We start from the raw sequence: 25,476 nt of genomic DNA, 5'->3' as shown, positions 1-25,476 counted from the left end.
CTATTCTCTCTTTCTCATGACCACGCGCAGGTACTGCGTCGGGCGTAGTGGGTCGGGGACGTCGGCGACTTCCAGGTGACGTATGGAGAACGTGGTCCGCAGGAGGTCGGCCACATCTTGGGCGGGCCCGAGCGGGGTGCTTATCACCCGTTTGGCATAGATGTCCAATCTCCGGCTCAGCTCCGCAAAGGCCGATGCCGATCCGGCATGCGTCTTCCGCCACCGCTCGTGGGCACTGTTTATGAGCTTTTCGGCGTATATTTGGCGGCCCATCCCACCCAATTCGATCTCGGCGAGCCTTGCCGTCGTGATGACATGCCCGTGGTCGTCGAGGAGATCCTCCCAGGCGGAGAGAACTTCGGCCGTCTCGTCTTTTTCGAATCGAGTGAGAAAAGCGTCGGTGCAAATAAGGTCGAACCTTGCGGGGCCGCCGAGATCGACCGACCGCACGTCACCCCTGACCAGCCGGAAGTCGTGTGACAGCCGTTTGGACAGCCATCCGCAGGAGAAGAGCGGGGTGGGGCAGAGGTCGACCACGGTGATCTCGACGAGGCGGGGGACGGCCTCCGCGATCATGACGACATAGAGCGGCATTGAATAGTCGGCGGCTCCCGAGATTAAGATTCTGGCCGGCTCCCGGCTTCGCTTCAGGACTCGTTCGATGGCGAATCTGTAGAACTCGTCGCGCCAGGTTGGGGAGGACACCAGGTCAAGGATCCGAAGGTATTGCCACGTGCCGTGATACCAGTCGCAATCGCGGGACCCCGGAAGGCCGCCACGGCATAGAATCCCCGCCTTACGGGCAACAAGATCGGCGCTTCGAGGAAGAAGATCTTTTTCCAGGGACCGGATAATGCTGCCAGACGCCATCGCATCACCTCTCGGGTGCGACCCCCATACTCGATACCTGGAGACCACTTTGCCGCAGAATTAGGTTTCTGTCAGGTGCTTCTTCTGAATCGAGCGGACAGATGCCGGATGCCATAGGCCGTGACCGTGCCTGGTATTCGCGGGAAAACAGTGGTAAGAATCCCGGGTGCCCGGCCTTTTCCGTCCGGCGGGCCCGCCCCCGGCGGCCGATCCGGCGGCCGGTCTGTCCGGCGAGGGCGGGCCCGCCGGTCACGATCCCGCCCCGTAGACGACCCGCCCGGGGCGCCGGTCGTCGTTGACCTTGACGTACACCCGCAGGCAGTGCAGCACGATCCCGCCCGCGCCGGTCACCCGGATGTTGTCCCTGGTCAGCCTGCCGACCTCGGCGAGCTGCAGCCCGGTCAGCTCCATCCGCCGCAGGGAGGCGCCCGGCACCCGCTCCCTGGCCCGGGTGAGCAGCCGCCACGAGGAGTCCCACAGCCCGTGCCACCAGCTGTCGGAGGCCGGGATCGGCAGGTGCACGGTCGAGCGGAGGTCCTCGTCCACGTCGATCAGGCGGAAGAGCCGGGCGTCGTCGGATCCGGCGCGGGCGTACTCCCGCAGCCGGCGCCGCAGGAAAAGCCGCAACTGCCGCCGCGGTTCACGGTCGGCGAGGCGCGGGGTGGAGTCGGTCACCAGAGCGCGCCAGTAGAGGAGCTCGCCGTCCAGCTCCGCGAGGCGCAGCAGCAGGGTGCAGAGCGTACCGAGTTCCCTCGCGCCCGGCGCGTCTCCCAGGGCGTCGGTCACCTCCGGGTCCAGTGGGGCTCCGCGCAGCAGCCTGAGCCCGGCCACCCCGGCGGCGGGCCAGGGGGGGATCAGGACCGCCTCCGTTCCCGAGGCCGGCAGGTCGATCCAGTCGCCGCCGGCCCCGCCGTACGCGCAGAGCGCGGACTGCCAGCGGTGGGCGACGGAGGCGGGCAGACGCAGCAGGTCCAGGCAGAAACGGCGCCAGGTCTCGCCGGGTTCGCCCGCCTCGCTCCGGTGGGTGCCCGTCCACACGGCCGCCTCCGGCGACTCGTTGAACGCCTCGGCCAGCTCCAGCCGGGGAACTCGCGCGTGGCGCGTCGGCCCGCTCACGGCGCCGGGCCCTTCCGCGGAGAATCCCTCGTCCCGGGGCCGGTCCGCGGAGAACCTCCCGTCGCCGGGCCGGCTCGCGGAGAACTCCTCGCCGTCCGGGCGGCTCGTGGAGAACCCTCCGCCCGTCCCGCCCCCGGTGGGGGAGACCCCCGCCGGGGCGTCGGCGCGCCTGCGCGGAACCTGAAAAACGGGAGAAACCAGGGAGACGGGAGAGACAGCGGGGGCGGGGGGAACGGCGAACGGCCCCCTGGCCGGGGGCCACGCCTGCGGACGACCGGGGGCGAGGAGCCCGCGGAGGTGGTCGCGGACCTCCGGGTAGACGTCCGCGCCGGGATCGCCGGCCGGCGCGGTGCGGGCCGCGTCGCGGAGAGCGGCCTCGACCAGTTCAAGGCCGGCGCGCAGGCGGCGTGCCAGCTCCGATCCGGGGACGGCCAGCAGGCGTTCGAAGGGGTCGCTCATCGGCGCCCGCCGAAGGGGTGACGCCGTTGTTCCCGGGAGGAGCCGCGGTGCTCGGCGCGCCGTACCGGTTCCCGGGCGGGGGAGTTCGGCCTGGCGCGGGCCTTTCCCGGGGGCCGGAACGGGTCACCGGCGCCCGGCGGGATGCCGGTTCCGCGGATCCGGTCGAGAACGTCTCGCCGATCGGCCGCCGTCTCGCCGGCCTGGGCGTATCCGTGGTTCCGGTAGGTCCGGTCTGGTGCGCTGCGCATCATGTGTCCCGCGTCTCGGCCACTGAGTCGATTGGAACGATATATCTCGTGATACTTCTGGATCTATGTCATTTGTCAATCCCGGAACATCGGGCCTGCCGTACGCGCCAATGGTTCTCTGAGGTGCGTCGATCCTTTTAGGTGTGAATAAAATACGATTTATAGTCAACCTGGAGGGCGGAGGGTGGACGCCGTCCCGGCCTGACCGCGTTCACCGGCCGCCGGATCCCCCGAGTGGTCCCGCCGGCCTCGCGGGGGAGGCTCTCGGCCGGGGGCCGGTGCCCCCGGCGTGTGCCGCTCGAAATATCGGGATCGCTTCAACAAGCCTTCAACAAACCTTCAACAGACGTTCGGCAAGCGCCGCCCGCACTGATTTCCGGTCGATACGGTGCCTCTGGCAACTATTTCCGACCTTGTCAAGATCGAGGTTAAGGCCGTCTTCCCGGGCCGTCCGGGGTTCCCGGTTCGTCGACCCGATATGTGATAGATCACAGGCTCCGATGGGCGGACGGGCTTTCTGGCGCCCGTAAGCCTTCGATTTGAGTTGTAAACATTTACGAAAGCGGTGAGATCGGGAAGTGATTGCGATCTCTCTACTTGTCAAATGTTCTACCGGCTTGTATTCGTGCTTGTAGCGATGTGTCCTTCGTTCCCCCACCTCTGGGCGGTGTGCCTGACGGCAGGTCGACGGGCCTCTCCTGTGAGCTGCGGTCTTCGAGCGAAGGATCTTGAGGAGCCCCCTGTGCCGCGCCCGCCTCCGGGCGGGGCCGCGGTTCGGCGGCGGCCGGACGATCCCTGTTGACGGCCGCGCCGGTCGCGGGGGAATGCGCCGACGCCGCTCCGGGGCTCTTATTGCCTGTCCGAGGTGCCTCGTATGTACAGAGATTTCGCATTGTCAAGTGAATCTTCGTTGAACGGAATGCCGGACATCGTGAGAATCTGAAGCGGGTCCTTGCTGTGCATAGTCAAATAATGTAATACTCCACTTACAAGGGATGCGTCGGGGCCCATTTGCCGCCGATCTTATCGGGGGCGCCTGGGGAAGCTCTCCTTGCTTTTATCGGTCCGTTCGGTGTAGCGCCGGATCAACCTGCGGGGGAGGGGGAGTGCTGTGATGGTGTGCTCGTTCCGGGCGTCGCCATCGGTCTGCTGCCGGCCGCCGCCGCGGTTGCCGCGTCCACGATTGTCCTGGCAGGCGTGCACCTGCTTGAGATCTCCCTAGATGGATGCGTGGCATGGATATTCCGCCCGAAATCGATTCCGATGCGCCGCGGCCGCGGCAAGGAATGGATGCTGCTCCGACGTTTCCGTCCCGTCCCGTCCTGTGCCGTGCCGCCTATCCGATCCTGCTTCTGGCGGTGGTCTCGGCGACCGTGGTGACATTGCGGTACCACTTGGACTTCGGCCAGATCAGCGCCTTTTTCCTGATCGGTACGGTCATCTACCTGGCAGCCCTGGAACGATTGATCCCCTATGACCGCGGCTGGCACCCCAGCCGCGACGAATGGGGCTGGTACGGCGTCTACTTCCTGCTGACCCTGCTCGGCGGCGGCCTGGCGCAGCTGTCGGTGATAGCCGTCGTCGGCGCGGTGTCGCCACCCGATCCGGTGCTCGTGCTCTGGGCCGAGATTCCGCTGGCCCTGCTCCTGCGCTCGCTGGCCTGCTATCTGGTGCACCGGTTCGGGCACACCAGCCGGTGGCTGTGGCGCCTGCACGGCGTGCACCACGTGCCGGAGAAGGTCAACGTGGCCAACAACGGCGTCAACCACATCTTCGACGTCGCGCTCGGGAAGGGCGTGGCGCAGCTGGCTCTGGCGGTGGCCGGGTTCTCGCAGGAGTCCGTGTTCGCCGTGGGCCTCTTCACCATCGCGCAGGGCTATTTCGTCCACGCCAACATCGATGTCCGCATAGGCCGGCTCAACTACGTTCTCGCGAGCCCCCAGCAACATCGCCTGCATCACAGCACCGACCTGTCCGAAGCGGGCCACTACGGCTCCGACCTGTCGATCTGGGACCTGACGTTCCGGAGCTTCACCTGGTACCCCGGCCGCGAGCCGGCCGCGGTCGGACTGCAGGACCCCACGTCATTTCCGAGGACCGGCGCCGTTGTCGCCGGCCTTCTTCATCCCTGGCGTCGCCCGTAGAGGCCGACGGGCCGTCCGCCTGATCGACCCAGACAGCGCATATCGCCATCCATGTTCGCGCCGCAGCGCCATGACCACTCAAGGATTCGACGGTGACTGACTTAAGCAACACCGCCTCCCGTGACAAAATAGCGATCATCGGTATCGGCTGCCGGCTGCCCGGCGGCGCGTCCGACCACCGGGCGTTCTGGCGGAACCTGATCGACGGCAAGGACTGCATCACCCGGACTCCGGCCGACCGGTATGACGTCACGACGCTCGGCAGCCGGGACAAGTCCAAACCGGGACGCCTGGTCGGTGGCCGAGGTGGTTACATCGACGGCTTCGACGAGTTCGATCCGGCCTTCTTCGGCATCAGCCCGCGTGAGGCCGAGCACATGGATCCGCAGCAGCGCAAACTGCTGGAGGTGGCCTGGGAGGCGCTGGAGGACGGCGGGCAGCGGCCCGCGACCCTGGCGGGGCGTGACGTCGGCGTGTTCGTCGGCGCGTTCACCCTGGACTACAAGATCGTGCAGTTCGCCGACCTGAGCTTCGAGACGCTGGCCGCGCACACCGCGACCGGCACCATGATGACGATGGTGTCGAACCGCATCTCGTACTGTTTCGACTTCCGCGGTCCCAGCGTCTCGATCGACACCGCGTGCAGCTCGTCACTGGTGGCCGTGCACCTGGCATGTCAGAGCCTGCTCCGTGGTGAGACCGGTCTCGCGCTCGCCGGAGGCACGCTGCTGCACATGACGCCGCAGTACACCATCGCCGAGACGAAGGGCGGCTTCCTGTCCCCCGAGGGCCGGTCGCGCACGTTCGACGCCTCGGCCGACGGCTACGTGCGCGCCGAGGGCGTCGGCGTGGTCGCGCTCAAGCGCCTGGAGGACAGCCTGCGCGACGGTGACCCGATCCACGCGGTGATCGTCGGCAGCGGGGTCAACCAGGACGGCCGCACCAACGGCATCACCGTGCCGAACCCGGACGCCCAGGTCAGCCTCATCGAGCGAGTCTGCGCCGAGGCGGGCATCGAGCCCGGCGGCCTGCAGTACATGGAGGCGCACGGCACGTCGACGCCGGTCGGCGACCCGATCGAGGCCAACGCGCTCGGCCGCGCGCTCGCCATCGGGCGGCGACCCGGCGCCAAGTGCTACGTCGGCTCGGTCAAGACGAACATCGGGCACACCGAGTCGGCCGCGGGCATCGCCGGGTTGATCAAGACCGCGCTCTGCCTCAAGCACCGGAAGATCCCACCCCACATCAACCTGGAAAAGATCAACCCCGATATCGACCTGGCGTCGCTGCCGTATGAGATCCCGACCCGGCCGACCGACTGGCCCGAGCACGAGGGGCCGGCGCGCGCCGGGGTGAACTCGTTCGGCTTCGGCGGCACCAACGCGCACGTCCTGCTGGAGGAGGCGCCGGTCCGCGACAACGGCGACCGGCCAGCGGCGGCGGCGAAACCGGGCTACAACATCCTGCCGTTGACCGCGCGCGATCCCGCGGCCCTCCCCGAACTGGTCAGGGGCATCCGGCAGGAGCTCGCCGGCGCCGGTGGCTCCCCCGTGTCGCTGACCGACCTCGGTCACACACTCGCCCACCGACGCCAGCACCTTGAGTCACGCCTGTCGGTCGTCTACTCCTCCCGAGAGTCGCTGGACGAACGCCTCGCCGAGTACCTCAGGGGCGAGACACATCCGCACCTGCTCCTCGACCAGCAACGCGACGGACGGCGGCGGCGCCTGGTCTGGGTCTTCACCGGTATGGGGCCGCAGTGGTGGGCGATGGGAAGAGGGCTCTTCGAGAGCGAACCCGTCTACCGCGAGATGATCGAGCGCTGTGACCGTGAGATCGGCGAGCTCACCGGCTGGTCGCTGATCGAGGAGCTCCACGCCGACGAGGCCGACTCGAAGATGAGCGAGACCTGGCTGGCGCAGCCGGCCAACTTCGCCGTGCAGCTCGGCCTGTCGGCGCTCTGGCGTTCGTACGGCGTGCACCCGGACGCCGTGGTCGGGCACAGCACCGGCGAGGTCGCGGCGTTCCACGAAGCCGGGGTCTACACCCTCAAGGACGCGGTCACGGTGGTCGTGCACCGCAGCCGCCTGCAGCAGAAGCTGGCCGGCACCGGCACCATGCTCGCGGTGAGCCTGCCGGAGGCCGAGGCGGTGCGTCGCGTGCGGCCCTACGGCGACCGCGTGTCGGTGGCCGCGATGAACAGCCCGACCGCGCTCACCCTGGCCGGGGACGAGGACGCGCTCGCCCAGCTCGCCGGCGAACTGCAGGCCGAGCAGATCTTCGCGAAGTTCCTCACCGTGCGGGTGCCGTACCACAGCGCCCGGATGGATCTGATCAAGGATGAGCTGCTCTCCTCACTGGCCGGGCTGGAACCGCGCGCCGCGCGGGTGCCGCTCTACCTGACCGGACAGGAGGGCGTCGCGCACGGCAACGAGCTGGACGCGGGCTACTGGTGGAAGAACGTCCGCGACAGCGTCCACTTCCGCGCGGCGGTCGACCGCCTGGCCGGCGACGGCTACGGCCTGTTCCTGGAGATCGGCCCGCACCCCGTGCTCGGTCATTCGATCAAGGAGTGCCTCGACGCCGTGAACGCCGAGGGACGGACGATCCCCTCGATCCGCCGCCAGGAGGACGAGGCGGCGCGCTTCACCATGTCACTGGCCACGCTGCACAACCTGGGCGTCGACATCGCCTGGGACGCGCTGCACCCCGCGGGGCGGCCGGTGACGCTGCCGCGCTACCCCTGGAAACGCGACCGATACTGGGTGGCTCCCAGAGCCGTCGAGCAGATCAGGCTCGGCCGGCTCGACCATCCGCTGCTGGGCCGTCGCATGGCCACCGCCGAACCCACCTGGGAGGCGAAGCTCGACGCCGAGACGATGCCGTACCTGAACGATCACCGTATCCAGGGCAGCGTGCTGTTCCCGGCGGCGGGCTACCTGGAGATGGCGGCGCAGGCGGTGCGGGTCATGACCGGCGGCACCGAGGCGACACTGGCCGACATCGAGCTGCGCAGGGCGCTGTTCCTGTCCGACGGCGAGGCCGGCACGGTGCAGCTCTCCTTCTCCTCCGAGGGCGCCGCGTTCACCGTCGCGACGGTGCAGGAGGGCGACCAGGAGCGGACCGTGCACGCGAGCGGTGTCGTGCGCGCCGGGCAGCGCCGCCGGACCGTCTCGGCGCTTGACATTGGAACGATCCAGGAACGGAGCGAACGCCACCTCGACGGCGCCGGCTGTTACTCGGCGCTGGCGGCCCTGGGCTACCACTACGGCCCGGCGTTCCAGGGCATCCAGGAGGTGTGGATCGGCCCGGGCGAGGCGCTCGCCCGGATCCGCCCGACCGAGACGCTCGGTGACGACGCCGCCGGCCACCATTTCCATCCGGTGCTGCTCGACGCCTGCTTCCAGTCCCTGCTGACGCCGCAGATCCTCACCAAGCGCGCGGACCCGGCGGACACCGGCATCCGTCTGCCGCTCTCGATCGAGGAGGTGCGCGTCGACCCCGTCGGCGACCAGCCGCTCTGGGCGCACGCGACCGTCTCGCGGTGCGACGGCGACGAGCTGATCGGCGACATCGCCGTCTACTCCGAGAGCGGCGCGCCGCTCGGCCGGATCGGCGGTTTCCGCGCGGCCGACATCGAGAAGGCGTCGACGACGGTCGGCCGGGGCACGATCGACAACTGGCTGGCCGACATGGCCTGGATCGAGCGGCCGCTCGACACGGACCGGGACGGCGCCACCGGTGATCCGGCCGCCGCCGATCCGGCCGCGCACGGCTGGCTGATCCTCGCCGACGCCCAGGGGGTCGGCGACGAGCTCGCGGCGCTGGTCACCGCGGGCGGCGGACGCTGCCATCTGGTCCGTCCCGGCCGGGGTTACCGGATGCGGAGAGAACATCGGGAGACCACGGTCGTGCCGGGTTCCGCGGCCGACCTTGAGCGCCTCCTCGCCGAGCTGGGCCAGGACGGCGGCGCGCCGTTCGGCACCGTCGTGCACCTGTGGAACCTCGACCTGCCGTCGATCGACGCGACGGCCCGGCACGAGTTCGACCGGCACAACAGCGCCGGCGCCTACTCGCTGATCGCGCTCGCCCAGTCGCTGCCGGCCGGGCCGGACGGCGGCAGGCTGCACATCGTCACGCGCGGGACGCAGGCGGTGGCCGCCGGTGACCCGATCGAGCCGCTGGGAGCGCCGGCCTGGGGCATCGGCCGCGTGCTCTGGTACCAGGAGCTGGTCGCCAACCGGGGCAAGCTGATCGACCTCGACCCCGCCTCGGGCGACGACGCCACGGCGCGCCGTGCCGAGGCCGAGGCGCTGCTGCGCGAGGTGACGGCCCGCGACGAGGACGAGATCGCGCTGCGCGGCGACCGCCGCTACACCAGCCGGCTCAAGCCGGCCGCCGACCTCACCCGCCCGCTGCCGCTCAGGCTCCGCGCCGACGGCGGCTATCTGGTGACCGGCGCGTTCGGCGCGCTCGGCCGGCTGCTCTGCCGCACGCTCGTCACACGGGGCGCGCGCCGGCTGATCCTGGTGGGCCGCACCAGGATGCCCGAGCGCGACCGGTGGCGCGAGATCGACCCCGGCACCCCGGCCGGCCGCAACGTGCGTTTCCTGAAGGAGCTGGAGGCGCTCGGAGCCCAGACCGTCCTGGTGCCGCTCGACATCACCGACGAGGCGAGCCTGACCGCGTGGCTGGCCGACTACCGGCGGAGCGAGTCACCGCCGATCCGCGGCGTGTTCCACCTCGCGGGTCACGTCCGTGACACGCTCCTCCCGGAGATGGACCGGCAGGTCTTCGACGCCGTGCACGACCCCAAGGTCATCGGCGCCTACCTGCTCCACCGCCATCTGAGCGACGAGCCGCTCGACCACTTCGTGCTGTTCGCCTCGATCGCCTCGCTGCTCACCACCGCGGGCCAGACCAACTACGCGGCCGGCAACGCCTTCCTGGACGCGCTGGCCCACCACCGCCGGGCCCGCGGCCTGCCGGCGCTGAGCATCGACTGGGGTCCGTGGGCGACGGGCATGATCGAGGAACTCGGGCTGATCGACCACTACCGCAACAGCCGGGGGATGAGCTCGCTGTCGCCGGACGCCGGCATGGCCGTGCTGGAGCGTGTCATCGGCCAGGACCGGGCCCAGCTGCTGGTCGCGACGGTCGTCGACTGGCAGATCTTCCTGGCCTGGTACGCCTCGCCGCCGCCGCTGGTGGCCGAGCTGGCAGCCGCCGCCGGTGGTGCTCCCCCGCCCACCGGGACCAGTAGCTTCCTCGACGCGTTCCGCGACGCCGACGAGGAGAAACGCCTGCTGCTGCTGACCGAGCGTTTCACCGCGCTCGTCGCCGGTGTGCTGCGGGTGCGGACGGAACAGGTCGACCCGGCGGTCAGCCTCAACACGCTGGGCCTCGACTCGCTGCTCGCGATGGAGCTGCGCGCCCGGGTCCACACCGAGCTCAGGATCGCGCTGCCGGTGGTCGCCCTGCTGAGCAGCGCCCCGGTCGGCGGGCTCATCACGCAGCTGCACGACGGCCTGGCCGACCTGGTGGCGACGGGCCCCGGTGAGAGCGCCGACGCCTCGGCGATCGAGGTGTTCGGCGACGGGCAGAAGTACCCCCTGACCCAGAACCAGAAGGCGCTCTGGTTCCTCAAGCAGCTCAACCCCGACGGGTTCGCCTACAACATCGGCGGTGCGGTCGAGGTGCGCGTCGAGCTCGATCCCGAGCTCATGTTCGACGCCGTCCGCGCCCTGATCGAGCGTCACCCCAGCCTGCGCGCCAACTTCGTGCTGGAGAAGGGGCAGGCGACGCAGAAGATCTCCTCCGAGGCCAGGCATGACATCGCCCTCTTCGACGTCGAGGACATGGAGTGGGATGACATCTACCAGATGATCATCCGTGAGTACCGCAAACCCTACGATCTCGAACGCGATCCGCTGATCCGCTTCCGCCTGTTCAGGCGGGGCGGGGACCGGTGGGTGATCATGAAGGCCGTCCACCACATCATCTCCGACGCGATCTCGACGTTCACCTTCATCGAGGAACTGCTCTCGATCTACGAGGGGCTGCGCCAGGGCCACAGGGTGGAGCTGCCGCCGATATCCGCGACCTACCTCGACTTCCTCAACTGGCAGAACCGGTTCCTGGCCGGCCGTGACGCGGAGAGGATGCTCGACTACTGGCGGGGCCACCTTCCGGACGAGGTGCCGGTCCTCAACCTGCCCACCGACAAGCCCCGGCCGGCCGTGCAGACCCACAACGGCGCCTCCGAGTTCTTCACGCTCGACCCCGAGCTCAGCGCGCGCGTCCACACCTTGGCGCGCGAGCACAACGTGACCGTCTTCATGGTGCTGCTGAGCGCCTACTACATCCTGCTGCACCGCTACTCCGGGCAGGACGACATCATCGTCGGCAGCCCGGTGACTGGCCGTACCCAAAAGGAGTTCGCCTCGGTCTACGGGTACTTCGTCAACCCGCTGCCGCTGCACGTGAACCTGGCGGGGGAGCCGTCGATCGCCGAGATGCTGGCGCAGGTCCGCGCGACCGTGCTCAACGGCCTGGACAACCAGGAGTACCCGTTCGTGCTGCTGGTCGAGAAGCTGGGACTGCAGCACGACCCGAGCCGCTCGGCGGTCTTCCAGGCGATGTTCATCCTGCTCGCCCACAAGGTCGCGACCGAGAAGTACGGCTACCGGCTGGAGTACATCGAGCTGCCCGAGGAGGAGGGACAGTTCGACCTCACGCTCTCGGCCTACGAGGACGAGGCCGACCGGCGCTTCCACTGCGTGTTCAAGTACAACACCGACCTGTTCCTGCCGGAGACCATGCGGTGGCTGGCGTCGCGCTACGTCAACCTGCTCGACGCGCTCACCCGTGAGGCCCCGGCCCAGCCGATCACCCGGCTGGAGCTGCTCGGTTCCGCAGAGCGGGAGCACATCCTCGGCACGTGGAGCGGGGCGGAGCGCCGCGTCGGCTACCACGAGCCGGTGCACCGGCTGATCAGCGGGGTCGCAGCCCGGCGTCCCGACACGATCGCCGTGTCGATGCCGTCGGAGACGGGCGAGACGGAGCGGCTGACCTACGCCGAGGTCGAGAGCCGCTCCCGTCGGCTGGCCCACCGGCTCCGCGGGCTGGGCGTCCGCGACGGCGCGGTGGTGGCGCTCTGCCTGGAGAAGTCACCCGAGCTGATCGTCACCCTGCTGGCGGTGCTCAAGGCCGGCGGCACCTACCTGCCGCTCGACCCCGACCACCCGGCCGACCGGCTGACCTACATGGTGCGCGACGCCGGGGCCGCGCTCGTCGTCGTCGACCGGGCCAACCGGGAGCGGCTGGCCGGCCTGCTGGACGAGGTGCTGACCCTGGAGGACCTGCACCCCGCCGCCGACCCGCACCGGGGCGCCGATCCGGCGGCGGCCGGCACCGATGTCGATGTCGATGTCGATGTCGCGATCGACATGGACGCCCCCGCCTACGTCATCTACACCTCCGGCTCGACCGGCCGGCCCAAGGCCGTACAGGTCAGCCACCGGAGCCTCGCCTCCGCCTACAGCGCCTGGCGCGAGGAGTACCGCCTCGACCACGACGTCCACACGCACCTGCAGATGGCGAGCTTCTCGTTCGACGTCTTCACCGGTGACCTGGTCCGGGCGCTCTGCTCCGGCGGCAACCTGGTGCTGGTCACCCGGGAACTGCTCTTCGACACCGCCCGGCTGTACGAGACCATGTTGAGGGAGCGGGTTGACTGCGGTGAGTTCGTCCCCGCGGTGGTGCGCGGCCTGATGAGCCACTGCGAGCGGGAGGGCGGGCGCCTGGACTTCATGCGCCTGCTGATCGTCGGCTCGGACGCCTGGAAGGTCGAGGAGTACCGCCGGCTGCACGACCTGTGCGGCCCGTGGACCCGCCTGGTCAACTCCTACGGGCTCAGCGAGGCGACCATCGACAGCACCTACTTCGAAGGCCCGGCCGACGGGCTGGAGCCGAGCCAGATGGTGCCGATCGGGCGCCCGTTCCCCAACAGCACGCTCTACATCCTCGACGAGCACCGTGAGCCGGTGCCGGCGGGCGTGCCGGGCGAGCTCTGGGTCGGCGGCGACGGCGTCGCGATCGGCTACGCCGGCGATCCCGAACAGACCGCGCGGCGCTTCGTCACCCTGACGCTCGGCCGCGAGCCCGGCGCCGAGCCGGTGCGCCTGTACCGCACCGGCGACCTCGCCCGCTGGGACGCCGAAGGCGGTGTGCAACTGCTCGGACGGGTCGACACGCAGATCAAGGTACGCGGCCACCGCATCGAGATCGGCGAGATCGAGTCGCGGCTGGCGGCCTGGCCGGCGCTGGCGCAGGCGGTGGTCACCGTACGGCCGGACGCGCGCGGCGACACCGCGCTCTGCGCCTACTGCGTCCCGGCCGCCGGGGCGGTCCTGGACCGGCGCGAGCTCCGCCGGCACCTCGCCGGATACCTGCCCACATTCATGATCCCGTCGTACTTCGTCGAACTGCCCGAACTGCCGCTGACCTCCAACGGCAAGGTGGATCCGGCCGCGCTGCCGGCACCGAGGGCCGACGCGGACGAGCAGGCGTACGAGGCGCCGGTGACGCTCTACGAGACGCGCATGGCCGAGCACTGGGAGTCGCTGCTCGACCTGGAACAGGTCGGCCTGCGGCACGACTTCTTCGAGGTCGGCGGTAGTTCGATCAAGCTGATCGAACTGATCTACAACCTGCAGGCCGAGTTCAACATCACCATCCCGGTCAGCCGGTTGTTCAAGGTCACCACCCTGCACGGCATGGCCAAGACGGTGGAGCACATCATCACCGGCCACATCGCCGGTGCCCAGCCCTACCTGTGGTTCAACGCCGACCGGGAGCAGACGGTCTTCTGCTTCCCGCCGGCCGGCGGCCACGGCCTGGTCTACCGCCAGTTCGCCGCCCACCTGCCGGAGTACCGGTTCGTCGCCTTCAACTACCTGGCCGGCGACGACAAGGTGGCCCGGTACGCCGACCTGATCGAGTCCATCCAGCCCGAAGGCCCCTGCGCCCTGTTCGGCTACTCACTCGGCGGCAACCTCGCGTTCGAGGTGGCCAAGGAGCTTGAGCGCCGGGGACGCGAGGTGCCGAACGTGGTCATCATGGACTCCTACCGCATCTCCGAGGCCTTCGAGCTGGGCAGCGAGCACTTCCGGGCCTTCGAACGGGAGCTCGGCGACCACCTGCGCATGCACACCGGCTCGGAGGTCGTCGCCCAGGAGACCCTCGAACAGGCCAGGGAGTACATCCACTTCTGCAGCCACACGCCGAACCTCGGGGTGATCACCGCCCAGGTCAGCGTGATCTCCGACGAGGAGAAGGTCGCGTTCTACGCCGCGGACGAGAGCGGCACCTGGCACGGCAGCTCGACCACGCACACCGCGGTGCTGCGCGGCTTCGGCACGCACGCCGAAATGCTCGACCAGGAGTACATCGCGCTCAACGCCAGCCTGGCGCGCGGCATTCTGACGGAAGGCAGGACGCATGTCGCGTGAGACCGGTTCCGACTGGAGCGACCGCGACCGTGCTCCAGGAGGTAAGCCCCGGGTCATCGTCATCGGCGCCGGCGTCGGCGGCATGTCCACCGGCTGCTACGCGCAGATGAGCGGCATGGAGACCCGCATCTTCGAAAAGCACGTACTGCCCGGAGGCTGCTGCACGGCCTGGTCGCGTGAGGGCTACATCTTCGACTACTGCATCGAATGGCTGATCGGCACCGGCGCGGGCAACGACGCCAACCAGGTGTGGCGCGAGCTCGGCGCGCTCGACGGAAAAACGATCACGAACTTCGAGATGTTCAACAAGGTCGTCGACCAGAGCGGCCGGTCGGTGACGTTCTACAACGACCCCGACCGGCTGGAGCGGCACCTGCTGGAGATCTCGCCGGCCGACGCGCGGCTGATCCGGTCGTTCTGCCGTGACCTGCGGCGGTTCGCCGACATCAACCTGTACCCGTTCCTGAAACCGCCGCCGCTGCAGTCGGTGCGCGAGAGACTCCGCACTCTGCGCACGATTCTCCCGGCGTTCCGCCTGTTCTGGCGGACCGCCGCGACCCAGATGCACACCTTCGCCGACAGGTTCCAGGACCCGCTGCTGCGCCACGCGTTCCGCAACATCTTCTTCCAGGACCCCGAGAACTTCCCACTGCTGCCGTTCCTGTTCAACATGGCCGGCGCCTACCACGGCAACGCGGGCTTCCCGCAGGGCGGATCACTGGGACTGTCGCGCTCGATCGAGGAGCGCTACACCTCGCTGGGCGGTGTGATCACCTACCGCGCCCGCGTCAACAGGATCCTGATCGAGGACGGCCGCGCGGTCGGAGTGGAGCTGCGGAGCGGGGCGCGGTACTACGCCGACCACGTCATCTCGGCCTGTGACGGCTACACCACGATCTACGGCCTGCTGGACGGGCGGTACACCAGCCCGAGAATCGACAGGCTCTACGACGACATGCTGAACAGGCCGGGCATCCTGTTCCCCGCCGTGGTCTCGGCCTTCGTCGGCGTCGAAGGCGACCTCGACCCCGACGACGCGCACAGCACGACCTACCTGCTGCCCGAGCGGGAGGGCGCCGAACTGCCGGGCGCGCTGCAGAGCAGCCTGGTGGTGCAGCTGCGCTCACGATATTCGGACGGCTTCGCGCCACCGGGAAAATCAGTGATCCACTGCACCTACTTCAGCGACTTCACCTACTGGCAGACGCTGCGGAGCGACGACCGCAAGGAGTACTGGGCGCAGAAGCGCAAGGTCGCCGACTTCGTGCGAGGCTTCCTGGAGCGGCGATATCCGGGCATCGGCCCGCGCATCGAGCTGGTCGACGTGGCCTCGCCGGCGACGACCAGACGCTACACCGGCAACTTCAACGGCAGCATCCTCGCCTGGAAGGCGTTCTCCGACGCCGACGATCTGGCGACCAAGCTGATCAACAAGGATCGTATGCGGCTGCCCGGCCTGAGTGGCTTCTCCATGGCCGGCCAGTGGGTCGGGATGGGCGGCCTGATCCGTGCCGCGTCAACCGGCCGCTTCGTCACCCAGTACCTCTGCGAGGAACTGGGCCTGGAGTTCAAGGCGTGGGAGAGCTCAGGCCGGGAACCCTGGCACCGCGGCAAGCTGGGCCACCTGCCCCAGCTCGACAAGCGGCCCCTGCGGCAGAGGACCGCCGGATGAACATCAAGGAGGCCAGGGACATGTCACGGTTGAAACAGGACAGAGAAACGATGATCATCATCGGTGCCGGCCTCGGTGGTCTGTCCACCGGCTGCTACGCGCAGATGAACGGGTACAAGACCCGGATCTTCGAGATGCACGAGATCCCGGGCGGCTGCTGTACGGCCTGGGACCGAGGCGACTTCATGTTCGACTGCTGCATCAGCTGGCTGCTCGGCAACGGGCCCGGCAACGAGATGCACCAGATCTGGCTCGAACTCGGCGCGCTCCAGGGCAAGCAGATGCGCCACTTCGACGTGTTCAACATCGTGCGTGGCCGCGACGGCCGCGCCGTCTACTTCTACTCCGATCCGGATCGGCTCCAGGCGCACCTGCTCGACATCTCGCCCGCCGACGCTAAGCTGATCAGGAACTTCTGCGACGGCCTGCGGAAGTTCAGGAAGTGCCTGGCCGTCTACCCCTTCCTCAAACCGGTCGGCCTGATGGGGCGGCTGGAGCGCTGGCGGATGATGGCCTCCTTCGTCCCCTACTTCAACGTCATCCGCAAGTCGATCACCGTGCTGATGACGGACTACTCGGCGAAGTTCAAGGATCCGCTGCTGCGCGAGGCGTTCAACTTCATCCTCTACGAGAAGCACTCCGCCTTCCCGGTGCTGCCGTTCTACTTCCAGCTGGCCTCGCACGCGAACCTGTCGGCCGGGGTGCCCGAGGGCGGCTCACTCGGGCTGGCGAAGTCCATCGAGCGGCGCTACACCTCGCTCGGCGGCGAGGTGACCTACAACGCCAAGGTCGAGGAGGTGCTGGTCGAGAACGACCGCGCGGTCGGCGTACGGCTCAGCGACGGGAGCGAGTTCCGCTCCGACATCGTGGTCTCGGCCTGCGACGGCCCCACCACGATGATGAGGTTCCTCAAGGGCCGCTACCTCAACGAGACGTACCGGAACCTCTACACCCAGACCATCAAGGAACCTGGCATGGTGTTCCCGGGCTACTTCATCCTGTTCCTCGGCCTGAAGAGGCCCTTCCCCGAAGGGGAGCCCTGCACCACCCACCTGCTCGACGACGCCGAGGCGGCCGAACTGCTCGGCATCCGCCACCCGAGCATCAACGTGCAGTTCCGCAGCATGCACTACCCCGAGCTGTCGCCGGAGGGCACCACCGTCGTCTACGCCACCTACTTCTGCGACATAGCCCCCTGGCGCGCCCTGAACGAAGGCCCGGAACAGGCCAGCCGGGTCCACAAGGGCGAGGAACTGCACACCCTGCCGGTGCGGCGCGGACGCGAGTACTACACCGCCAAGTACCGGGTGCGGAACGCGCTGCTGAACTTCCTGGAGCAGCGCTACCCCGGCATAAAGGACGCCATCGCGGTACGCGACATCTCGACCCCGCTCACCCAGGTCCGCTACACCGGCAACCACGACGGGACCGTGCTCGGCTGGCAGCCGTTCGTGGAGAGCGGCGAGACCCTGGAGGAACTGGTCAAGGAGCACGGCCCCGGGCTGCCCGGACTGGAGAACTTCTACATGTCGGGGGTGTGGGCGACGACGGGCGGCCTGATCCGCGCCGCCGCCGCCGGCCGGCACGTCATGCAGTTCGTCTGCCGTGACGACCGCAAGGAGTTCACCGCCCACATCGACGAGACGGAACCGCCGCCCACGCACGTCGTCATCCCCGTGGGGACACGGCCCGCCTCCTTCGACGTCGACGCGGAGTTCCCGTCGACCGTCGGCTCGACGAGCGGCGGGAGGTGAGCGCCGGGAAGCGGGCCGCCCGCTGACCGGTGGCCGTTCCCGCCCCCGAGAGCTGCCGATCCACCGGCCGTACCGGGGCGGGTACGGCCCCGCACATGCCGGACGGGGATGGTCCTGGTGATTCGCCACCCGATGAGGCTGACCGGGATGGCGACGAGCAGCCACAGTCCGAACGTGAGCAGGGCGAGCCACCAGTGCAGGAACACCCGCAGGCGGCCGTGGACGATGCACGTGACGAAGACCACCGTCGAGCGGCTGGAGGATCCCGCCCGGCGGGTGCGGGAGCCGCACCCCTGCGAGGTGCCGCGGATCGTCGCGGTCGCGCCGGCGGCCGGTACCGCCGACCACCTGGACTGGATCAGGCAGGAGACGGCACCGCGGCCCGGCGCGTAGCGCCGCCGCGGACGACCGTCGGCGGCGGGTTTCCCCGGAGAGGGCGGTGGGAGAGGCGTCAGGGCTTGCGGCCGATGCCGCAGATCGCGTCGACCTCCTCGGGACCGTTCCCGATATCCGCGACATCCGGCCGCCACCTGGAGGTGGTGACCACGCCGGGCTCCACCAGCTCCAGGCCGTTGAAGAAGCCGGCGATCCGCTCGGGGTCGCGGAGATGGTAGGAACTGGCCGAGTTGTCGTTGTAGACCCGGAGGGCCGCGTTCAACGCCTCGTTGGTGTTGGTGCCGTCGCTGAGCGCCAGGTGGCTGCCGGACGGCAGGGAGTCCAGGAACCGGCTCACCATCGAGGACGGGTCCTCTGAGTCGGGGATCTGCCCCACGATTCCCAGCATGATGAGCGCGACGGGCCGGGTGAGGTCCAGCGTCCTGGCCGCCTCACGGAGGATCCTGCCGGGGTCGCGCACGTCGGCTTCGACGTAGTCGGTGGCTCCCTCGGGTGTGCTGGTGAGCAGGGCCTGGGCGTGCACCAGCACCAGAGGGTCGTTGTCGACGTAGACGATCCGCGATTCCGGGGCCAGGCGCTGGGCGACCTGGTGGGTGTTGTCGGCGGTCGGCAGACCGGTGCCGACGTCCAGGAACTGGCGGATGCCGACCTCGCCGGTCAGGTACTGGACCGCTCGGGCGAGGAAGCGCCGCTGCAGGCGGGCGATGTGGGCGATGCCCGGGAACATCCGCAGAATCAGGTCGCCGGCCTCGCGGTCCGCGGCGTAGTTGTCCTTGCCGCCCAGCAGGTGGTTCCAGACGCGGGCCGAGTGTGAGACGCCGGTGTTGATCGAGGTGGGTGGTCGCCGATCGGGATCATCGATCAAGAGTCACTTCTCCGGTCTGTTCCGGGGTGCGCGGGCGATGCGACAAGCGTAGTCCTCACCTCCACCAAGATCCATAGACCCGGATGGGCCTCGTGCCCGAATCGGTGGCGACGCACCTCGCCGATCGGACGCACGCAAAGCGAGCGAGGAGAACCGGCGCGGATGCGGGTCCCGCGGACTGAGGCGTTGCGGATCCGCCGTCGTTCATGGATCAGTCCTCCATCGCCCGGTTCAGGGACCCGTCCGGCGTGAGCGCGCCTGTGGGTCCCGCCTGTTTAGGCGGCCGTCTCATGAGAGCGCGGCAAAAGCACGCGCGAGGACCATAGGGGAAAGAGTCCTTTCCCCTTCCTCGGAAGAGGTGTGCCCGTGAACGGCGAGGTTTCCCGCCGGGCTGTACGGCTACCGGGGCGGGGGCCAGTGCTCCGGCCTTCAGGCCGGGGGTGAAGGCCCGCGCCCCGGTAGCCCCGTCCGGCCGAACTGAAGATCGTCGCCAAGGCAGGGCTGAAGGTCCTCCCCCGGCATGGGCTTTGGTCCCTGCACGGGGCCTGGACGCGGTGGTTGGCTGGGAACAGGGGTGAGTTCGATGTCCATCACCGTGGCCCTGGCCGGTGACACGATGCTCGGTCGTGGCGTGGCCGAGCGCGTCAGCCGCTCCGCGGACCTGAACGACTTCTTCTCCGGCGAGATGCGCGACCGCCTGGCCGGGGCGGACTTCTTCCTGCTCAATCTGGAGTGCTGCGTCTCCGCGCGCGGCGTGCTCTGGGACGCGCCGGGCAAGCCGTTCCACTTCCGGGCTCCGCCGCAGGCCGCCGAGTTGCTGGCCGGTCTGGGGGTCGGCTGCGTCACCCTCGCCAACAATCACGCCCTGGACTTCGGTTACGACGCCCTGCGGGACACCCGAAGGCACCTCGACCGCGTGGGGATCCGGTGTGTGGGCGCGGGGGACGGCCTGGCCGAGGCGCGTCGGCCGGTCGAGGTCACGGCCGGTGGCCTGCGACTGGGAATCGTCGCCTGTGGTGACCATCCGCGAGACTTCGCCGCGGCCCCGCACCGGCCGGGCATCGCCCACGCGGCCCTGACCGACGGCGTCCCGCCCTGGCTGCCGGCCGTCATCGGAGAGCTGCGGACCCGGGTCGATGCGGTGCTGGTCACCCCGCACTGGGGCCCCAACATGGTCGGTGAGCCGCTGCCGTACGTGCGCGCCGCGGCCGGCGCACTCGTCGAGGCCGGAGCCACACTCGTGGCCGGGCACTCCGCCCATGTCTTCCACGGCGTCGCCGGGAGGGTCCTCTACGATCTCGGTGACTTCATCGACGACTACGCCGTGCATCCGGTGCTCCGCAACGACCTCGGGCTGCTCTGGCTGGTCACCCTCGACCAGCACGGCCCCGTACGGCTGCGGGCCCTGCCGCTCAAGCTGGACTACGGCCGTACCCGGCTCGCCGAGGGGGCGGATTGGTGCTGGGTCCGTGACCGCCTCACCCTCGCCTGCGCGCGCATGGGCACCTCCGTGAGCGAGGACGGACGCGAGATCGTGGTGGAGGTCGGCACGGGGCACGGCTCCGGCCCCGCCCAAGACCGTGGGGTGAGCGGTCGACCAGGTTTTAGGGCTGGTGGAGGAGTCGGCTGAGCCTGGTGGCTGTCTCATCCATCTGGTCGGCGTGGACGCGGTCGGCTCCGGTGCGCCCCAGGAGCCCGAACACCTTGGGGCCCCGAAGGTCGTCCGGAAGGTCGCGCATGCGCGGCACGATGTGGAAGTGCAGGTGACTGAAGCCCTCCTGTTCGGCGAACTGCGCCACGTACGTCTTCACGCAGCCGGTCGTCTCCTGGAGTGCCCGCGACAGCCGGACCTGCCAGAGACCAAGCGCGGCCGCCTCGGCGTCGGTCAGGGACGCGATGGTCGTGACATGCCGGCGGGGGACGAGCACCAGCCATCCCGGCAGTGCCGTGTTGATGGCGTGAGCCGTCCGCCAGTGATCGTCGGCCGCGATCCTCTCCCGAGGCGGCAGCGCGTCGAACTGCGCCTCCTGGTCGCAGGTATAGCAACCTGAAAAGGCCGTCATGCCGTCCGATGCTATGAGGTCGGCGCACCGTATCGGGCGGAAGGCCGGTAAGAGCCCTGCTTCACGGCTTCTTGCTCCACCCGGTCGGGCCCGACCGGGGGCGTTTGAGGGCGGGCGGAGCGCGGGCGGGTGGGGGCCGGGTGGTCCGTAAGCTCGGACGGTCTTGATGGGGTGCTCCACCCGCCTGCGGGATGTCCGATCCGTGTGGTCGGTCAGTCGGCTGCCGGGACCCCCTCGGGCAGGCCCGGGATCTCGTATTCCAGCCATATCGGGCACCAGTCGCTCAGCTCGTGGAAGCGGCGCAGCTCGGCGATGCCGCTGAGCCAGCCCATCCAGGCGGCGTGGGGCGGACGGCGGGTGTCGAAGCCGCTCTGCACGAAGGTGAGCCGCGTCTTGCCGTCGGAGTCTTCCAGCTCCCAGGTGCTGACGCCGGTCTCGTCCCAGTCGATGGACATGGTGTGGCCGGGGTCCAGGTCGATGATCTTCGCCGCGGGGCCCGCGTCGAAGCCGCCCATGGCGAAGCGCCCGCCGACGTACGGCTCGATTCCGATGGGGTAGCCGAACCACTGGCCGGCCTTCTCTGAGTTTGTGAGCGAGTCGTACACCTCATCGCGGGGGGCGTCGATGACGATCTCTTCCCGCAGGTGCGAGGAGGTGAAGTCGTTTTTGGGGGTGAGGTCGCGGCCCTCAAGGTGGTCGACCAGGTTCGCGATCGACAGCGACCAGAACGTCTGGAGCACGCCCCGGATGCTGTTGCCGGTGATCACATCCTGGAAGTCGAAGTGAGTCTGGGAGAGCGTCAGGACGGTCGTGTCGGGGCTCTCCGCCTCCAGGTGGATCTCGACCGTGGTGTCCTCGCCGTCCAGCAGCCAGGAGAGACGGAGCGTGTGATCGTCGACGTGCAGCAGTCGCTGGTGGGGCGCGTCCCCCTCCGGGGTGTGGCGGCCCCAGAACTCATACCGGTGTGGCAGGTCGACCTCGGCGTGCTCGGCCAGCCAGGTGCGCAGCGCCTCGGCGTCGGTCAGGGCGTGACGGACCTCCTTGATCGACGCGGCCACGCGCGCTCGGAGCCTCATCGGTTCACTCACGGGGTTCTCCCTTGGGGTAACAGGCCACGGCGAGCTTGAAGGCGTCGCCTTCGGCGCCGCCGTAGCGGGTGAAGAGGTCTTGCAACAAGGTCTGGAGGTCGTCCAGGAACTCCTGACGCTGCTCCGGCCGCACCCGGATCTCGCCGGACACGCCGACCGACGGCAGCTCGGGCGCGGCCCGGTCGAGCGCGGCGACGTCGGCCTGGACCTCCTCCATGAGGTCGAGCAGGTAGCCGAGGCTCAGCTCGTCCTGCGCCTTGCGCAGGCCGATCCGGCCGACCAGACGGGGCGAGAGCCAGTAGGAACGGGCACTCGCCTGGTAGACGCCCTCGTGGATGCCGCGCACCCGGCGCTCCGACACCTGGGTCACCAGGCCGGCGTCCACCAGACGTTTCACGTGGTAGTAAACCCGCTGCGGGGTCTGGCCGAGCCGGGCCGCCACCTCGGTGCACGAGTGCGGCTCGGCGAGTTGCCGCAGCACCTCGATGCGCTGCGGCTTGAGCAGGGCTTCCGCCTGCTCGATCTGCTCCAGGTACAGGACGTCTCTCATCGCAAAATTGATTTTGTACGTACAGATTAAATTTGTCAATGGGTCCGCCGGCCTTCTCCGAGATCTTGACGATCTTGAGAAGCCGCAGGGAGGCGCGGCCGGAAAGGGGAGGGCGGCCGGAAACGGGGAGGAGGTGGCGGGGTCAGTGGTCGAGGACGCGGGCCAGGGTCCGCAGGTCCTCCTCGGAGGCGCCGGGGGGCGGGGAGACCCGCAGGACCGGAGTGGGCAGGTCCTCGGGCGCCCGCGCGACCGGTACGACGCCGACGGTCAGGGACGCCTCCACGGCTCGCGCCCCGGCCTTCTCGACGGCCGCCCCGGCGTCCGATCCGGGCGGCGGTCTGAGGGTCACGATGGCCGACGGCTCGTCCAGCGGCTCGACCACCCGCCAGCCGCCGACCCCGTCGAGGAGACGTCGCGCCGTGACGCCGAGCTCCGCCAGGCGGGCGTGGACCGCGGCGGGACCGAGCGCCTGGTGCTCCAGTACGGCGACGCAGAATCCGACCCGCGCGGCGATCGGCCCCTCGTGGGTCTCGTAGCGGGCCGCCCCCGCCAGCGGTGACGCCTCCCCGTCCACCCAGGTGTGCCCGCTGATCGCGGGGACGGCGGCGTCCATGTCGCCTCCGCCGTCCCCCTCTCCGCGGACACGCCCGCCCCCGTTCCCGCCCTCGTGCCCGGCCCCGGTGAGGCCGGGCACGATCAGGAAACCGACCCCGCGTGGCCCGGCGAGCCATTTGCGTGAGGTCCCGACGTAGGCGGTGGCGCCGACGCCGCCGGTGTCCACGTGCCCGAGGGACTGGCAGACGTCGAGGACCAGTGGCACCCCGGCGTCACGGCAGAGCCGCCCGACCTCGGCGGCGGGCTGTACCACGCCTCGCTGGGAGGGGATGTGCGGGAGGGTGACCAGGTCCAGTCCGGTGGCGAGCAGGGAGCGCAGGCCGTCCAGGTCGAGCCGGGAGTCGTCGTCCACGGGCAGTTCGACGAGCCGCCAGCCGTACAGCCGCGCCAGACGGCGTAGCAGCATGAGCGTGCTGCCGAACTCGGTGCGCGTGACGGCGACGCGGCTGCCCTCCGGCAGCCGCCAGCCGCCGAGCAGCGCCGCCATCGCCGCGGTCCCGCTCTCCAGGAAGGCGACGTCGCCCGCCTCGGCGCCGACGAGCGAGGCCAGCACGGCCTTGGGCGGGTGGAAGTCCGGGACCGCCGGGTAGCCGCCCACCTGGCGTTCGCGCCGGAGGTGCTGGACGACGGCGTCGAACACCCGGTCGCTGGGCACGTTGCATCCGGCGGCGTCCAGGTGGCCCGGGGCCGTGGAGGGGCGGGCCGCCCGCCAGCTCTCGGCGACGGCACGCGGGCCCGCCGAACTCCCGGGGGCCGTGTGGGGGAGGGAGAAACTCTCGAAGGTCATCTGGGGCTCTCCACGGTCGGGTGCGGAACGGGATCGTCGCGATCGTCGGGGACCTGGTGGAGGGGCTCTCCACGGCCGGGTGCGGCACAGGGGCTCCCGGGGCGTCTGACGCGGCCCGGACGGGCTCTCGGCGGTCATATGGGGTAAGTCGCGGGGTTGTCCTCTCGGCGGCCCTGGAGACGCGGCAGGGCTCTTTGAGCCTATGTGTGGACCAGGACGAGACTGAAGTCACCGGTCGGATCGGTGTAGTGGCGGCCCGGGGTGAAACCGGCCGCGACGAGCTCCCTCCGGAGTCCTTCCGGGTGGAACTTGGCGCTGATCTCGGTGCGCATCTCCTCACCGGCGGCGAAGGACGCCGACAGGTCGAGTCCGCCGATCCGCACCTCCATGGCGCGGGTCGCGCGCAGCCGCATCTCGATCCAGTCCCGCCGTACGTCGTAGAGCGCGACGTGCTCGAAGGCGTCCGGTTCGAAGTCGGCGTCCAGCTCCCGGTTGATCACGTGCAGGACGTTCCGGTTGAAGGCCGCGGTCACCCCGGCCGCGTCGTCGTAGGCGGCGATCAGCCGTCCGGTGTCCTTGACCAGGTCGGCTCCGAGAAGGAGGGAGTCGCCGGGGAGGAGGGTGGCGCGCAGTTCCTTCAGGAACACCTCGCGCGCCGCCGGATCGAGGTTGCCGACGGTGCCGCCGAGGAAGGCGACCATGCGCCGCCCCTGGCGGGGGAGCAGCGCCAGGTGGCGTTCGAAGTCGGCGCAGACGGCGTGTACGGCCAGGCCGGGGTAGCGCGCGGTGAGCCGCCGCGCGGCGTCACCGAGGGTGACCGCGTCGACGTCCACCGGTGTGTAGGCGCGCAGCGTCCCGGCCGAGGCGAGGGCGTCGAGCAGCAGGACGGTCTTCTCGCTGGTCCCCGAACCGAGCTCGACCAGCGTGTCCGCGCCGCTGCGCCTGGCGATGTCGGCGGCCCGCCGGCGCAGGATGGCCAGCTCGCGGCGGGTGGGATAGTACTCGGGCAGCCGTGTGATCTGTGAGAACAGGTCGCTGCCCACCGCGTCGTAGAACCATTTGGGCGGCAGCCACCGGGGTGTCGACGCCAGTCCGCAGCGGACGTCGTGTTCGAGCGCCTGGCGCAGGTAGTCGTGGCCGAGATGGCTGGTCAGCCGGACGGCCGACTGGCTGACGGGCATGGGATCTCCTTCAGGGCTACAGGTGACAGGTGTACGGGCGACAACGGGGTCACAGGTTGTAAGGGTGATGACGAGGCTGGGAGCGGCGGGGGAGCCGGTTGTGAGGGTGACGGCGGGACTCGGGCGGCAAAGGGGCCACGGGTTGTGAGGGTGACG

15 protein-coding genes are annotated in these 25,476 nt (G+C 69.5%); 6 read left to right on the top strand and 9 right to left on the bottom strand.

Annotated elements, in window-relative coordinates; genetic code table 11:
• From ABZ194_RS08175 to ABZ194_RS08165, 3 genes are all read right to left on the bottom strand, one after another.
• Nucleotides 1-705, bottom strand: coding sequence for a hypothetical protein (locus ABZ194_RS08175; protein WP_355593670.1), 705 nt, complete (start codon nt 703-705; stop codon nt 1-3).
• 414 nt (nt 706-1,119) lie between these two features.
• On the bottom strand, nt 1,120-2,445 hold the full coding sequence (locus tag ABZ194_RS08170; protein WP_355593668.1) for a hypothetical protein: 1,326 nt from the start codon (nt 2,443-2,445) through the stop codon (nt 1,120-1,122).
• Nucleotides 2,442-2,693, bottom strand: coding sequence for a hypothetical protein (locus tag ABZ194_RS08165; protein WP_355593666.1), 252 nt, complete (start codon nt 2,691-2,693; stop codon nt 2,442-2,444). The genes ABZ194_RS08170 and ABZ194_RS08165 overlap by 4 nt, the downstream gene beginning before the upstream one ends.
• A 1,235-nt stretch (nt 2,694-3,928) precedes the next feature.
• Here ABZ194_RS08165 and ABZ194_RS08160 point away from each other — a divergent pair.
• The 5 genes from ABZ194_RS08160 to cutA all read left to right on the top strand — a co-directional run bounded on the left by ABZ194_RS08160 (nt 3,929) and on the right by cutA (nt 18,168).
• Nucleotides 3,929-4,837 carry a sterol desaturase family protein gene (locus tag ABZ194_RS08160; RefSeq protein ID WP_355593664.1) on the top strand — a complete coding sequence of 303 codons (909 nt, stop codon included), beginning with the start codon at nt 3,929-3,931 and terminating at the stop codon, nt 4,835-4,837.
• A gap of 92 nt (nt 4,838-4,929) precedes the next feature.
• Nucleotides 4,930-14,349 (top strand): amino acid adenylation domain-containing protein, encoded by a 9,420-nt coding sequence (locus tag ABZ194_RS08155; RefSeq protein WP_355593662.1) that lies wholly within the window; start codon nt 4,930-4,932, stop codon nt 14,347-14,349.
• Nucleotides 14,339-16,021 carry an NAD(P)/FAD-dependent oxidoreductase gene (locus ABZ194_RS08150; RefSeq protein WP_355593660.1) on the top strand — a complete coding sequence of 561 codons (1,683 nt, stop codon included), beginning with the start codon at nt 14,339-14,341 and terminating at the stop codon, nt 16,019-16,021. Before ABZ194_RS08155 ends, ABZ194_RS08150 begins: the two co-directional genes overlap by 11 nt.
• A complete protein-coding gene (locus ABZ194_RS08145; RefSeq protein WP_355593658.1) occupies nt 16,018-17,775 on the top strand; it encodes an NAD(P)/FAD-dependent oxidoreductase in 1,758 nt (585 codons plus the stop codon). The genes ABZ194_RS08150 and ABZ194_RS08145 overlap by 4 nt, the downstream gene beginning before the upstream one ends.
• Nucleotides 17,776-17,949: 174 nt before the next feature.
• Nucleotides 17,950-18,168, top strand: a complete 219-nt coding sequence (gene cutA, locus ABZ194_RS08140) for a divalent cation tolerance protein CutA (RefSeq protein ID WP_355593656.1) — start codon at nt 17,950-17,952, stop codon at nt 18,166-18,168.
• Between the two features lie 58 nt (nt 18,169-18,226).
• Here the strand turns inward: cutA and ABZ194_RS08135 are convergent, their stop codons facing one another.
• Complete coding sequence (locus ABZ194_RS08135) at nt 18,227-19,033, bottom strand: SAM-dependent methyltransferase (protein WP_355593918.1); 807 nt, start codon at nt 19,031-19,033, stop codon at nt 18,227-18,229.
• A gap of 586 nt (nt 19,034-19,619) precedes the next feature.
• On the opposite strand from ABZ194_RS08135, the gene ABZ194_RS08130 reads away from it, so the two are divergent.
• Entirely contained in the window at nt 19,620-20,666 is a 1,047-nt protein-coding gene (locus ABZ194_RS08130) for a CapA family protein (RefSeq protein ID WP_355593654.1), read from the top strand.
• Here the strand turns inward: ABZ194_RS08130 and ABZ194_RS08125 are convergent.
• The 5 genes from ABZ194_RS08125 to egtD form a co-directional block, all read right to left on the bottom strand.
• Nucleotides 20,641-21,099, bottom strand: a complete 459-nt coding sequence (locus tag ABZ194_RS08125; protein WP_355593652.1) for an HIT family protein — start codon at nt 21,097-21,099, stop codon at nt 20,641-20,643. The genes ABZ194_RS08130 and ABZ194_RS08125 overlap by 26 nt on opposite strands.
• Nucleotides 21,100-21,311: 212 nt before the next feature.
• The gene (locus tag ABZ194_RS08120; RefSeq protein WP_355593650.1) at nt 21,312-22,187 is read right to left on the bottom strand and encodes an SRPBCC domain-containing protein; all 876 of its coding nucleotides are present in this window, start codon (nt 22,185-22,187) and stop codon (nt 21,312-21,314) included.
• The gene (locus tag ABZ194_RS08115; protein ID WP_355593648.1) at nt 22,180-22,737 is read right to left on the bottom strand and encodes a helix-turn-helix domain-containing protein; all 558 of its coding nucleotides are present in this window, start codon (nt 22,735-22,737) and stop codon (nt 22,180-22,182) included. The genes ABZ194_RS08120 and ABZ194_RS08115 overlap by 8 nt, the downstream gene beginning before the upstream one ends.
• A gap of 142 nt (nt 22,738-22,879) precedes the next feature.
• Nucleotides 22,880-24,139, bottom strand: coding sequence for an ergothioneine biosynthesis PLP-dependent enzyme EgtE (gene egtE, locus ABZ194_RS08110; protein WP_355593646.1), 1,260 nt, complete (start codon nt 24,137-24,139; stop codon nt 22,880-22,882).
• A gap of 200 nt (nt 24,140-24,339) precedes the next feature.
• Complete coding sequence (egtD, locus tag ABZ194_RS08105; RefSeq protein ID WP_355593644.1) at nt 24,340-25,320, bottom strand: L-histidine N(alpha)-methyltransferase; 981 nt, start codon at nt 25,318-25,320, stop codon at nt 24,340-24,342.
• Between the last annotated feature and the right edge of the window lie 156 nt (nt 25,321-25,476).

Source organism: Streptosporangium sp. NPDC006007 (assembly GCF_040614315.1).
Taxonomy (GTDB): Bacteria; Actinomycetota; Actinomycetes; order Streptosporangiales; family Streptosporangiaceae; genus Streptosporangium.
The sequence above is the reverse complement of the archived record's forward strand: the minus strand, read 5'-3'. Positions and strand labels throughout refer to the sequence as shown.